A 13,113-nucleotide genomic window follows, 5' to 3' on the forward strand; every position below is an offset into this window, starting at 1 on the left:
ACGAACGGGCACACGACCTGCGGTCGCCCCGCCGTGAACGCCGTGCCCGTGGTGCCGGCTCCGCCGTGGTGCACGATCGCGGCCATCCGCGGGAATAGCGTCTGGTAGTCCACGTCGCCCACCACGAGCAGCTCCACACCGAGGTCCGACGCCGCGGCGGTGGCCGCCCCGGCGTCGAGCCCGCCCCAGCCGGTAGCCAGCACGAGCCGGTTGCCGGTCAGGGCCGCGGCCTCGATCACCGCCCGGGTACGCGACTGCGCGTCCGGTCCCGACATCGAGCCGAACCCGGCGAACAGCGGAGCGGGGCCGTCGGCCAGGAACTGCTCGACGTCGGCCGGGAGCGAGGGCTCGGGCGGGAGGAACCAGTACCCGGTGACCTCGGCTCCCGCGGGCCAGTCCGCCGGCCGCGGCAGCACGGACGGGCTGTAGGCGTGCAGCACGGGGGCCGGGCCGCCGTCGGGCCGCATTGTCGGGTCGTGCCGGCCGGGCCGGGTCGGCAGGCCGAGCGTGTCCCGACGCCACCGGTCGATCACCCGGCCGAACATCGACGCCGGCAGCCGCATCCCGGCGAACGTCGCCCGGTTCAGCCAGCCGGGGAGCCCGAAGGGCAGGGACTGCCCCGGCCACGGGTACTCGCGCGTGGGAACGTACATCGGCAGGGGCAGCCCCAGGACGGCCGGGATCCCGAGCGCTTCGGCGACGTGCTGGCCGGCCAGGATCTGCCCGTTGTGAACGACGACGTCCGCCCCCTTGCCGGCGCCGTGGGCGGCGACCTGCCAGGAGTCGGCCAGGACCTGGTCGAACATCGACGGCATCTCGCGGATCTGCCGCAGCCGCGTCCGCACGCCGCCGCCGAACGCCTCATCGGCCTCGGCCGGCGTGTCGAGCTGTCGCAGCGGGCCGTCGTCGACCCCCGCGAACGTCACGTCGTTCCCGGTGGCGAGCTCGGCGAAGCGGTGCGGCGCGCACAGCACGGCTTCGTGGCCTGCGGCGTCCAGCGCCCGCGCCAGTGCGACGAACGGTTGCACGTCCCCGCGGGTGCCCAGGGTCATGATCAGTGCCTTCATCGGAAAGTTCCCTCAGGGTCGACGAAATGAACGCCGACCAGGCTTCCCGGCACACCAGTCATGACAGTAGGAGCAGGATGCCAGAATGACAACCGCCGATGACGGGACCGCCCGATGACAACGAACCCGAGGTCGACGACACGGCTGGTGGTCACCGCGGCGGGCCCCGTCGAGATCACGCGGACCGATGGGGACCGGCCGGCGGTCCTGTTCTTCCCGGGCGGGCACTGCCGCTCCTCGACCGACTGCGGGCAGGGCATCTACACCGCGCTGGGGCATGAGGTGGTCTCGTTCTCCCGCCCTGGTTACGGGCGGACCCAGGTCGGCTCGATGGACGCCGCCGCGTTCGCCGACGTCGTGCGCGAGGTGTGCGAGCAGCTCGGCGTGCTCGCCCCCGCGGCGGCGGTCGGCGTCTCGTTCGGCGGCCTCCAGGCCGTCCACGTGGCCGGACACAGGTCGATCGGCGTCGAACGACTCGTGCTGCACAGCGGCGCGCCCTCCACCCTGCCTTACCCCGACTCGCGGGCCGAGGCGCTCCTCGGGCCGGTCGCGTTCTCTCCAGCACTCGAACCCGCGGTGTGGTGGCTGGTCCGGCGGCTCGTCCGCTCGGATCGCGGCCTGCGGGCGATGCTTGCCCGGCTCTCCACGCTCTCACCCGGCCAGTGGTGGGACGACCTCTCGGCCGCTGAGAAGGACCAGGCTCGGGGAGTCTTCAACAGCATGGGTTCGGGCTCGGGTTTCGTCAACGACCTGCGCCAGGCCCGGGCGAAGGACGCCGGTCAGCGCATGGCAGCACTGGCGCGGGTCCGCAGCCCCGTTCTCATCACCGCTTCGCCGTACGACGGCGGCGTCGACTACGCGCACGCCGAAGACTTTCAGGCCCACCTCGAGGACTCCCGGCTCGTCGAGCTGCCCTCGCCCACGCACCTGTTCTGGATCGGACCGGGGCATGACCTGGTCGCCGACGCGGTCAGACACTTCCTGGACGAGTAGCCGCGACCTGAGCCACTTGGCCTCGACCCAATTTCACGCCGGGGCGAGCGGGACGACCCGGCGGACCTTGCCCCCGCGAGACTGCTCGGGCGGCTCCTCGGCGCGCTCGACGGAGACGTGGTCGGCCTTGTGCTCGGTGAGCAGGTGCGCGATCTCGTCGCGGACGGCCCGCCAGACGACGTCCGCGTCGGCGCCCTGCCGCGCCTCCAACCGCACGCGGATCTCGGCAGGCCCGGTCTGGACGACCTGGAAGCGGTCGATGCCGGGCGTGCGGTCCAGCAGGGTGCCGAAGAGCATCGGCGAGATGCTGGCATGCCCGCCGTCCCTGGTCGGGAAGGTGAGCATGTCGGCGGCTCGCCCCTCGACCCGGAGCGCGGGCAGCGGGTTGCCGCACGGGCAGGGGTCGGGGCGGACCAGGACACTGTCGCCGAGGTCGTAGCGCAGGAATGGCTGGACCCGGTTGGCGAGGTTGCTGATCAGGACAGTGTGCGACGGCTCGCCCGCGAGGACGGGCTGCCCGTCGGCGTCGACCGGCTCGACCACGACCCAGTCGGCGTTGACGTGGTACCAGCCGTGCGCGCAGCCGATGCTGAGGAAGTCGCACTCCGTGGCGGCATAGGCGGCCCGGACCTTGGCGTGGAACGCGGTGGCGAGCCGTTCGCGGGCCTCGGGCGTCAGGGTCTCGCCGCCGGGTATGACGAGCGACGGGCGGATGCGCAGGCGGCCGGCCTCCTGCTCACCGGCGAGCTGGGTGAGCGAGCTCAGGAACCCGGCGAGGGTCGCGGGCTGGTACCGGTTGAGCCCGTCGACCATGGCCGCCAGCGGCTGGTCGATCGGGAAGACCCGCATGATCCGGCTGAGGCGCGGGTGGTCGCGGCGGAACCGTTCCATCCCGGCGACCGTGTAGAAGTGCCCACCAGGCGCGGTGACGGCGGCGGTACGGAGGCCGTGGGCCAGCATGCGGAGGGCGTCGCGGACCCCCAGCTGCCCGTTCGTGCGCGACGCGAGGACGGTGGACATGGCGATGTTCCGCTCGTCCAGCAGGAACAGGCCGCGCAGGCCGCTGGTGCCGGAGGAGGTCGCCACCAGGTAGTCCTCCTGGAACCGGGCCCCGACGAGTTCGGGGTCGGCGACGAACGCCTCGACCTTCTCCCGGGTCACCCGGCGGTCGGTGACCCAGTCGTCGAAATGGGCCATCAGCAGCTTCTTGTCGGTGACCGGGAGCAGCGCCGGATCGTCCACGCCGTCCGGCAGGTCGCGGTACAGCTCGCGGTAGTACGCCGAGTTCTCGCGCGCATAGGCGACGATCTCGGCGAGGTGGGCGCGCTGCCGCCGCACGATCGCCGCGGGTCCGTCCCGCAGGTCGCGGCGCGCGTCGCGGCGGGCGGCACGGGTCAGGCTGCGGATGCTGTCGGTCATGATGCGTCGGTCCTCTCTGTGGTGGGACTTGGGCTCTCATCGCCAGTCGGCCTCTCGGCGGACGACGGCGCCCACCGCAGCCCGTCCAGCGCGACGTCGACGGCGTGCGCGGCGGCCGCCCACAGCTCCTCCTGCGACCGCCCCAGGCGGACGCTCGCGAGGCCCGCCTGCTGGACCGCGCCCAGCAGGGCACCGGTCATCGCGGCCGCGGTGATCGGGTCGAGCCGGCCGGGGAACGTCTTCACCAGCTCGTCCGCGATCCGCCGCTGCAGGTCCAGCAGCAGGTAGAGGCCCTTGGCCTGGAGCGCCGGTGTGGACAGCGCCAGCCGGGTCGCGGCGGACAGCTCCACGGGCCGCCTCGCCGGAACCTTGGGCCGGCGGTGCGCTGCGTAGGCCCCTACGGCTTCGGCCAGCGCCTCGCCGGGGCTCGCCCCCGGACGGTGCCCGTCGATCGCCGCGATCAGCACGTCGAAGTCGCCCTGGACGTCGTTGAACAGCACCTCGTCCTTGGTGCGGAAGTAGTTGAAGAACGTCTTGGGGTCGACGTCCGCCGCGGCGGCGATCTGCGCCACCGTGGTCTGGTCGTACCCCTGGTCCCCGAACAGCCTGATCGCCTCGGTGACGATCCGCTCCCGGGTCAGCTGCTTCTTCCGCGCGCGCCTCGACTCGTCCACGCCCCGAACATACATCCCATGGATTTTTCCATCAACTGGAAGTTTTGCCCCGGCGGCGTGATGAACGTTCTAGCGCTCGCGTGGGATCACCGTGAGCGCCACCATGATCCGAGGGGGTGCAGCATGACCGGAAGAGTCTCGGCGTGGCCGCAAGCGGCGTGGTGGCATCCGTCGGTGCGGGTGGCCGCTGTACTGGCGCCGCTGCTGGCCTGCGCGATCTTGTCGACGGTCCGCGACTATGTCACCGCCGCGACGTCGGTGCTGGTCCTGGTCGTGCTGGTGGTCGCTGCCGCGGCCACCGGTGACCGGCTGGCCGCCCTCCTTGCCGCCTTCTCGGCCGGGGTGTGGTTCGACTTCTTCCTCACCGAGCCCTACCAGCGCTTCACCATCGCGGACGCCGACGACATCGAAGCGACAGTTCTTCTCGTCGTGATCAGTCTTGTGGTGACCGAGATCGCCCTGTGGGGGTACCGGCAGCAGCGACGAGCAGCCCGGCGCTCGGGCTATCTCGCGGGGGTGCTCGGCGCCGCGCGCGCAGCGGCCGAAGGCATGCCCAGCGAAACTGTGACCGATCTCGTGGCACGTCAGATCACCGACGTGCTCGGCGCCGACGACTGCAGCTACGTCCTGGGGCCGGTACGGGACGCGCGTATCGCCGTCCTGGACCAGGACGGCGTCCTGACCCGCAACAATCGCACGGTCGACGTCGATCGTGTCGGCCTGCCCACCGACGAGTACGTCGCCGTCCTGGTGCACCGAGGCTCTGAGATCATCGGCTACTTTCTGGTCACCGCGGTGTCGCACGTGAACTTCGCGACCCAGGAACAGCGATTGATCGCCGTCCTCCTGGCTGACCAGGTCGCCGCCGTGCGTGACGAAGGAAAGACCACGAGCTGACGCAGAGCGGGCCCCTACTGAACGGGCTGCTCGACGGTAGGGCGCCGGGTCGGCATCGACCACCCGACCCGGCGACCGGCTTCATTCCTCGAACCGGTACCCCGCCCCCGGATGCGTGAGGATGTGCCGCGGCTGCGAAGGGTCCTTCTCCAGCTTGCGCCGGAGCTGCGCCGTGTAGACGCGCAGGTAGTTCGTCTCCGTCGAGTACGCCGGGCCCCAGACCTCGTGCAGCAGCAGCTTGCGGTCCACGAGCCGCCCGCGGTTGCGCACGAGCACCTCCAGCAGTGCCCACTCGGTGGGACTCAGCCGCACCTCCGTCCCGGCGCGGGACACCTGCCGCCGCGCCAGGTCGATCCGCAGGTCGCCCGCGACGACGACCGGCTCCTCCGCCTGGGCCGGCTCCGCCCGGCGGACGGCGGCCCGCAGCCGCGCGAGCAGCTCGTTCATCGCGAACGGCTTGGTCACGTAGTCGTCGGCGCCGGCGTCGAGGGCGTCGACCTTGTCGTCGCCGAGCTGCCGCGCGGACAGCACGACTATCGGCACCCGGGTCCAGCCCCGGATGCCCTCGATGACGTCGAGCCCCGCCATGTCGGGCAGGCCGAGGTCGAGCAGCACCACGTCCGGCCGGGCCGACGCCACGGCGTCCAGCGCCGCGGCGCCCGTCGGGGCGGCCGTCACGTCCCAGCCGTGCGCCCGCAGGTTGATGGCGAGGGCGCGGGCCAGCGCGGCGTCGTCGTCCACCACGAGCACGCGGTTGCCCGGCATCGACGCGGGCGCAGACGCCCGCTCCCCAGCGCCGTCCGGCTCAGCAGTCACTGGACCATCCCATCACCCGGCTCAGAATCCAGCGACGCCTCGCGCGGCACGGTGAGCACCATCGTCAGGCCGCCGCCGGGCGTGTCCTCGGCGGCGATCCGGGCACCGACGGCGTCCGCGAGCCCCGACGCGACGGCCAGGCCGAGCCCGAGGCCGCCCGCGCTCGTGTCGTCCAGCCGCTGGAACGGCTCGAACATGGTGGCCTTGCGGTCGTCGGGGACGCCGGGACCGGAGTCGGCGACGCGCAGCTCCAGCGAGTCGCGCGCCGCGGAGGCCGTGAACAGCACCTTGGCGCCGGGCGGGGAGTGCCGCACCGCGTTGGAGACGACGTTCGCCACGACCCGCTCGAACAGGCCGGGGTCGGTGTGCACGAGCGGGAGGTCCTCCGGCACGTCGAGCACGAGGTCGGACAGCCACGGCTCGACGGCTATCGGCACCACCTCCTCCAGGGACGCGGCGCGCAGGGTCGGCCGGACCGCGCCGGTCTGCAGGCGGGACAGGTCCAGGAGGTTGCCGATGAGCCGCTCCAGCCGGTAGGTCGAGTCGGCGATGGTGGCCGTGAGGACGTCGCGGTCCTCCCGGTCGAGCTCGACGTCGGGCGAGGCGAGGCCGTCCACCGCCGTGCGGATCACCGCGAGCGGGGTGCGCAGGTCGTGCGAGACGGCGGCGAGCAGGGCGGTCCGGGTGTTCTCCGTGCGCTCCAGCACCTCGGCCTGCGCGGCCTGCTCGCGCAGCCGCCGGTGCTCCAGGACGATGCCGGCCTGCGCCCCGAACGCCTCGACCACCTGGCGGTCGCTCGCAGGGAGCACCCGCCCGGCGAGGACGAGCCGGTGCCGGTCGTCGATCGCGACCTCGGTGACGGTCCCGTCCTCCCCCGCACCGACCTCCACTGAGCCGGCCGCCCCCGCACGGGTCTTCCCCACTCCGGCGGGCGCCGCGCCGGATCCGGCCTCGGTAGCCCGTCTCTCGTGGGCCACCACGGTCCACGCCGCCCGGTCGTCGGCGCGCGCCTCGAGGCGCACGTCGGTCATCGCGAAGGTCTGGGCGAGACGCTGCACTATCGCCTGCGCGGTGTCCTCGCCCGACAGCACCGACCGCGACAGGGCGGCGAGCGTGGACGCCTCGGCGCGCGCCCGGTAGGCCTGGGTCGTGCGCCGGGCGGCCAGGTCGACCACCGACGCGACGGAGCCCGCGACCAGCAGGAACACGACGAGCGCCACGACGTCCTCCGGCTGGTCGATGGTCAGGACCCCGGTCGGCTCGGTGAAGAACCAGTTCAGCAGCGCGAACGAGACCAGCGACGTGACCAGCGCGGGCCACAGCCCGCCCACGAGGGCCACGGCCACCACGCCGGCGAGATAGATCATCAGGTGGCTCGGCAGGTTCTCCTCGTCGCGCCCGAACAGCACCAGCACGAGGGTGAGCAGCACGGGTATCAGGACCGCCGTCAGCCAGCCCGCGATCCTGCGTTTCGGGGACAGCGACGAGTACCGCGACGCGCGGACGCCGCCGCGCGCCTGCTCGTGCGTCACCAGGTGCACGTCGATGGCGCCCGACAGCCGCGCGATCTCCGCGCTGGAGGAGCCGAGCAGCGCCTGCCGCCACACGGGGTGCCGGGACACGCCCACCACCATCATGGTCGCGTTGACCCCCCGCGCGAAGTCCACGACGGCCGAGGGCACGTCCTCGCCCACCACCGTGTGGAACGTGCCGCCGAGCGACTCGGCCAGCGCCCGGTGGGCGGCGATGGTGGCCGGCGGCGTGGACGGCAGGCCGTCCGTCGGCAGCACGTGCACCGCGAGCAGCTCCGTGCCCGCGGCTCGCTGGGCGATACGCGCGGCCCGGCGCAGCAGCGTCTCCGTCTCCGGGCCGCCGGTGACGGCCACGACTATGCGCTCGCGGGCGGGCCACGTGCCGCCGATGGCGTGGTCGGCGCGGTACCTGGTCAGGGCGTCGTCGACGCGGTCGGCGAGCCAGAGCAGGGCGAGCTCGCGCAGCGCCGTCAGGTTGCCGACCCGGAAGTAGGACGACAGGGACGCGTCGATCTGCTCCGCCCGGTACACGTTGCCGTGCGCGAGCCGGCGCCGCAGCTGCTCGGGAGAGAGGTCGACGAGCTGAATCTGGTCGGCGTCGCGTACCACCTGGTCGGGCACGGTCTCGCGCTGCCGGACGCCGGTGATGGCCTCGACGTCGTCGGTCAGCGACGCGAGGTGCTGCACATTGACGGTGGTGACGACGTCGATGCCGGCGTCCAGCAGGTCGTGCACGTCCTGCCAGCGCTTGGCGTGCTCCGAACCCGGGGCGTTGGTGTGCGCGAGCTCGTCCACGAGCGCGACGTCGGGCGCCCGCTCCAGCACGGCCTGGACGTCGAGCTCCGTGAGCGTGGACCCGCGGTGCTCGACGAGCCGGCGCGGGACCATCTCCAGGTCGCCGATCTTGGCGATCGTCGCCGCCCGCCCGTGCGTCTCCACGAGCCCGATCACGACGTCGGTGCCCCGCGCGCAACGCCGCAGCGCCTCGTCGAGCATGGCGTAGGTCTTGCCCACGCCCGGGGCCGCCCCGAAGTAGACGGTGAGGCGGCCCCGGCGTCCGGTGGTCATGTCCTCAGTTTGCGGCATCGAGGGCAAGGTTGAGCTCCAGCACGTTCACCCGCGGCTCGCCGAGCACGCCCAGGTCGCGGCCGGCGGTGTGCTCGGCGACGAGGCGCTCGACCTCGGCGTCGGACAGGCCGCGCGCCTTCGCCACCCGCGCCACCTGGATCGCGGCGTACTCCGGGCTGATGTCCGGGTCGAGGCCGGAGCCCGACGCCGTGACGGCGTCCGCAGGGACGTCGGCCGGGTCCACGCCGTCCTCCTCCGCGACCGCGGCCTTGCGCTCCTCGATCGTCGCGACCAGGTCGGGGTTGAGCGGGCCCAGGTTGGACCCGCCGGACGCGAGGGTGTCGTACCCGTCGCCGGCGGCGGAGGGGCGGGGGTGGAAGTACTCCGCGCCGGCGAAGCCCTGGGCGATGAGCGCGGAGCCCACCGCATCGGAGCGCGAGGTGGTGTGGGCGCCGTCGGACCGGACGAGCGAGCCGTTCGCCTGCCAGGGGAAGGCCACCTGCCCGACGGCGGTCATCGCGAGCGGGTAGGCCAGCCCCGTCACGAGGGTGAAGGCGAGCAGCATGCGCAGCCCCGCCATCGAGTGGCGGGTCAGCGTCGCGAGGTCGCTCGCCACTGTGGTCGTTGCCATGTGAGTTTCCTTTCCGGTCTGCCGTGCGGGCCGGGCTACAGGCCCGGCAGCAGCGAGACGACGAGGTCGATGAGCTTGATCCCGATGAACGGCGCGACCAGGCCGCCGAGGCCGTAGATCAGCAGGTTGCGCTGCAGCAGGGCCGACGCCGACGCCGGGCGGTACCGCACGCCGCGCAGTGACAGCGGGATCAGCGCGAGGATGATCAGCGCGTTGAAGATGACCGCCGACAGGATCGCCGAGCCGGGGCTGCCCAGCCGCATGATGTTCAGCACCTCGAGCTGCGGGAACACCGGCACGAACATGGCGGGCAGGATCGCGAAGTACTTCGCGACGTCGTTCGCCACCGAGAACGTGGTCAGGGCGCCGCGCGTGATGAGGAGCTGCTTGCCGATCTCCACGATCTCGATGAGCTTGGTGGGGTCGGAGTCGAGGTCCACCATGTTGCCCGCCTCCTTGGCGGCGGACGTGCCGGTGTTCATCGCGACGCCGACGTCGGACTGGGCGAGCGCCGGGGCGTCGTTCGTGCCGTCCCCGGCCATCGCGACGAGCTTGCCGCCCTCCTGCTCGCGGCGGATCAGGTCGAGCTTGTCCTCGGGCGTGGCCTCCGCCAGGACATCGTCCACCCCCGCCTCGGCGGCGATGGCCCGCGCGGTCACGGCGTTGTCGCCCGTGACCATGACGGACCGGATGCCCATGGCACGCAGCTCGTCGAACCGCTCGCGCATGCCCTCCTTGACCACGTCCTTCAGGCGGACGACGCCGAGCACGCGGGCGGGCGCCTCGCCCACCTGCTCGGCGACGACGAGCGGTGTGCCGCCCAGCCGGGAGACGGCGTCGACGTGCGCCGCCAGCTCCGCGGCGTCCTTTTCGGAGACGTGCGCGCCGGTGCTGTGCACCCAGCGCTGGATGGCGCTGCCGGCACCCTTCCGGATGCGGTGGGTTTCGACAGGCTCAACCCGCGAATCGGTGGTCGAGCTCCCGCCGCTGGTCGAGCTTGTCGAGACCCCGGTTTCGACAAGCTCAACCACCGATGCGACCGGCAGGTCGACGCCCGACATGCGGGTCTGGGCCGTGAACGGCACCAGCGCGGCCTCCAGCGGCAGGTCCCCGCCCGGGCCGTGCTCGGCGTCGACGAGGTCGACGATGCTGCGGCCCTCCGGGGTCTCGTCGGCGAGCGAGGCGAGGCGGGCCGCGGCGGCCAGCTCGCGCGGCGCCACGGTGCCCACCGGCAGCACCTCGGTGGCGCGCCTGTTGCCGTACGTGATGGTGCCGGTCTTGTCGAGCAGCAGGACGTCGACGTCGCCCGCCGCCTCGACCGCGCGGCCCGACATCGCGAGCACGTTGCGCTGCACCAGCCGGTCCATGCCCGCGATGCCGATGGCGCTGAGCAGCGCGCCGATCGTGGTCGGGATCAGGCAGACCAGCAGCGCCACCAGGACCAGCAGCGACTGCCGCGAGCCCGAGTACACGGCGAACGGCTGCAGCGTTGCGACCGCCAGCAGGAAGACGATGGTCAGCGACGTGAGCAGGATGTTCAGCGCGATCTCGTTCGGCGTCTTCTGCCGCTCGCTGCCCTCGACCAGGGCGATCATCCGGTCCACGAACGTCGAGCCGGCCGGCGCCGTGATCCGCACGACGATCTGGTCGGACAGCACCACGGTGCCGCCCGTGACCGCCGAGCGGTCGCCACCGGACTCGCGGATCACCGGTGCCGACTCGCCGGTAATTGCCGACTCGTCCACCGACGCGACGCCCTCGATGACGTCGCCGTCGCCCGGGATCGTCTCGCCCGCCACGACCACCACGACGTCGCCCACCCGCAGCGTCGACGACGGCTCCTCCCGGGTCTCCAGCAGGTCCAGCCGGGTGCCCGCGTCCAGCGTGTCCTGGGGGGCGACGACCTTGCGCGCCGTCGTCTGCTTCTGGGTGGCGCGCAGGGTCGAGGCCTGCGCCTTGCCGCGCGACTCCGCCACGGACTCCGCGAGGGTCGCGAAGAACACGGTCGCCCACAGCCACACCGCGATCCACCAGGCGAACACGCCCGGCTCGACGATCGCCAGCACCGTCGTGACGAGCGCGCCCACCTCGACCACGAACATCACCGGCGAGGTGCACAGCACGCGCGGGTCGAGCTTGCGCAGCGCGCCCGGGAGCGCCGAACGCACCTGCGCCGCGGTCAGGGCCCGCGGCGTCGCCCGCTTCGAGTGGTGCTGGATCCCGCCGGACGCGGGCTCCTGGGTGGGGACTTCCGGAGCGTTCCGGGTGTCGATGGTCATGACAGGGACTCCACAACGGGACCGAGGGAAAGGACGGGGATAAAGGTGAGCCCGACGACGACGATCGTCACCGCGGCCAGCAGGCCCGCGAACAGCGGGCGGTGCGTCGGCAGGGTGCCCGACGTCGCCGGTACCGTCGTCTGGCTCGCGAGCCGGCCGGCCAGGGCCAGCACCAGCGCGATCGGGATGAACCGCCCGGCGAGCATCGCCAGGCCCTGCGCCACCTCGTAGAACGGGGTACCCGTGGCCAGGCCGGCGAACGCCGACCCGTTGTTGTTCGCGGCCGACGCGAACGCGTACAGCACCTCCGACAGGCCGTGCGCACCAGGGTCCTGGATACCCGCCAGCCCCGGCTCCACGACGACGGCGACCGCCGTACCGACCAGCACCAGCGCCGGCACCGTCAGCACGTACAGCGCGACGATGGTCATCTCCTGACGGCCGATCTTCTTGCCCAGGTACTCCGGGGTACGGCCCACCATCAGGCCCGCCACGAACACCGCGACCACGGCCAGCATGAGCATCCCGTACAGGCCCGCGCCCACGCCGCCCGGCGCCACCTCGCCCAGCAGGATGTTGAACAGCAGCATCCCGCCGCCCGGCGCCGTGAACGAGTCGTGCATCGAGTTCACCGAGCCCGTGGACGTCGCCGTCGTCGACACCGCGAACAGGGCGCTCGCGGCGAGCCCGAACCGGGACTCCTTGCCCTCCATGGCGGCGCCCGCTGCCTGGGGCGCGGCGCCGGGGCCTGCCATCTCGGCCCAGGTGGTCAGCACCAACGACGCCGCCCAGAGGCCGGCCATGACGCCGAGGATCGCCCAGCCCTGGCGCTTGTCGCCGACCATGATGCCGAACGTGCGCGGCAGGGTGAACGGGATGACCAGCAGCAGGAAGATCTCGAGGATGTTCGTGAACGGCGTCGGGTTCTCGAACGGGTGCGCGGAGTTCGCGTTGAACGGGCCGCCGCCGTTGGTCCCGAGGTCCTTGATGGCCTCCTGGGAGGCGATAGGGCCGCCCAGCACGTGCTGCGTGGCGCCCTCGACGGTGCTGATGGCGGTGTGCGGGTCCAGGTTCTGGATGACGCCGGACGCGATGAGGACGATAGCGGCCAGCACCGACAAGGGAAGCAGGATCCGCGTCACGCCGCGGGTCAGGTCGGACCAGAAGTTGCCGACGCGCGCGTCGGTACCGGAGCGGGCGAAGCCGCGCACCAGGGCGATCGCAACCGCCATGCCGACAGACGCCGACACGAAGTTCTGCACAGCGAACCCGGCCATCTGGACCAGGTGGCCGGCGGCCGCCTCGCCCGAGTACCACTGCCAGTTGGTGTTCGTGACGAAGCTGACGGCGGTGTTCCAGGCGCCGGCCGGGTCGAACCCGCTGAAGCCGAGGCTCCACGGCAGGTAGGCCTGCAGGCGCAGCATCCCGTACAGGAACAGGACGGAGACGAGCGAGAAGCCCAGCAGGGACATCAGGTAGGTGGTCCAGCGCTGCTCGGCGTCCGGGTCCACGCGGACGGCGCGGTACCAGAGCCGCTCCACGCGCAGGTGGTTCGGACTGGTGTAGGTGCGCGCCATATACGCGCCGAGCGGCGCGTGCACGGCGGCGAGCGCGGCGACCAGGACGAGGATCTGGGCCACCGCCGCGAGAACCGGGGTCACGGTGATCACCGCGTCCGGTCGGCGCGGATCAGCGCCACGAACAGGTACACGAGGCCGGCCAGGGTGAGCCCGAGAC

Annotated in this window: 10 protein-coding genes; 2 read left to right on the forward strand and 8 right to left on the reverse strand. The window is 72.4% G+C overall.

Annotated features, from left to right (window positions below; genetic code table 11):
* On the reverse strand, positions 1 to 1,067 hold a 1,067-nt coding region (locus ACFT2C_RS24710; RefSeq protein ID WP_377209738.1), incomplete at its 3' end, for a glycosyltransferase.
* A gap of 114 nt (positions 1,068 to 1,181) precedes the next feature.
* On the opposite strand from ACFT2C_RS24710, the gene ACFT2C_RS24715 reads away from it, so the two are divergent.
* Positions 1,182 to 2,060, forward strand: a complete 879-nt coding sequence (locus ACFT2C_RS24715; RefSeq protein WP_377209739.1) for an alpha/beta fold hydrolase — start codon at positions 1,182 to 1,184, stop codon at positions 2,058 to 2,060.
* A gap of 33 nt (positions 2,061 to 2,093) precedes the next feature.
* Here ACFT2C_RS24715 and ACFT2C_RS24720 read toward each other — a convergent pair whose 3' ends face one another.
* Together ACFT2C_RS24720 and ACFT2C_RS24725 are read right to left on the reverse strand one after the other, a co-directional pair.
* Entirely contained in the window at positions 2,094 to 3,479 is a 1,386-nt protein-coding gene (locus ACFT2C_RS24720; protein WP_377209740.1) for a phenylacetate--CoA ligase family protein, read from the reverse strand.
* Entirely contained in the window at positions 3,476 to 4,153 is a 678-nt protein-coding gene (locus tag ACFT2C_RS24725) for a TetR/AcrR family transcriptional regulator (RefSeq protein ID WP_377209741.1), read from the reverse strand. The genes ACFT2C_RS24720 and ACFT2C_RS24725 overlap by 4 nt, the downstream gene beginning before the upstream one ends.
* 123 nt (positions 4,154 to 4,276) lie before the next feature.
* Between ACFT2C_RS24725 and ACFT2C_RS24730 the strand changes: the two genes are divergently transcribed.
* Positions 4,277 to 5,050 carry a DUF4118 domain-containing protein gene (locus ACFT2C_RS24730; RefSeq protein ID WP_377209742.1) on the forward strand — a complete coding sequence of 258 codons (774 nt, stop codon included), beginning with the start codon at positions 4,277 to 4,279 and terminating at the stop codon, positions 5,048 to 5,050.
* 81 nt (positions 5,051 to 5,131) lie between these two features.
* Here the strand turns inward: ACFT2C_RS24730 and ACFT2C_RS24735 are convergent, their stop codons facing one another.
* The 5 genes from ACFT2C_RS24735 to kdpA are packed head-to-tail and all read right to left on the reverse strand — an operon-like array spanning position 5,132 to position 13,037.
* The gene (locus ACFT2C_RS24735; RefSeq protein WP_377209758.1) at positions 5,132 to 5,815 is read right to left on the reverse strand and encodes a response regulator; all 684 of its coding nucleotides are present in this window, start codon (positions 5,813 to 5,815) and stop codon (positions 5,132 to 5,134) included.
* A 47-nt stretch (positions 5,816 to 5,862) separates the two neighbouring features.
* Positions 5,863 to 8,466 carry a DUF4118 domain-containing protein gene (locus tag ACFT2C_RS24740; protein ID WP_377209743.1) on the reverse strand — a complete coding sequence of 868 codons (2,604 nt, stop codon included), beginning with the start codon at positions 8,464 to 8,466 and terminating at the stop codon, positions 5,863 to 5,865.
* Positions 8,467 to 8,470: 4 nt separating this feature from the next.
* A complete protein-coding gene (gene kdpC / locus ACFT2C_RS24745) occupies positions 8,471 to 9,097 on the reverse strand; it encodes a potassium-transporting ATPase subunit KdpC (RefSeq protein WP_377209744.1) in 627 nt (208 codons plus the stop codon).
* Positions 9,098 to 9,132: 35 nt separating this feature from the next.
* Positions 9,133 to 11,376 carry a potassium-transporting ATPase subunit KdpB gene (kdpB, locus tag ACFT2C_RS24750; protein WP_377209745.1) on the reverse strand — a complete coding sequence of 748 codons (2,244 nt, stop codon included), beginning with the start codon at positions 11,374 to 11,376 and terminating at the stop codon, positions 9,133 to 9,135.
* Complete coding sequence (gene kdpA, locus ACFT2C_RS24755; protein ID WP_377209746.1) at positions 11,373 to 13,037, reverse strand: potassium-transporting ATPase subunit KdpA; 1,665 nt, start codon at positions 13,035 to 13,037, stop codon at positions 11,373 to 11,375. Before kdpA ends, kdpB begins: the two co-directional genes overlap by 4 nt.
* Positions 13,038 to 13,113 lie beyond the last annotated feature (76 nt).

The organism is Promicromonospora sp. NPDC057138 (assembly GCF_042670845.1).
In the GTDB taxonomy this organism is placed as follows: Bacteria; Actinomycetota; Actinomycetes; order Actinomycetales; family Cellulomonadaceae; genus Promicromonospora.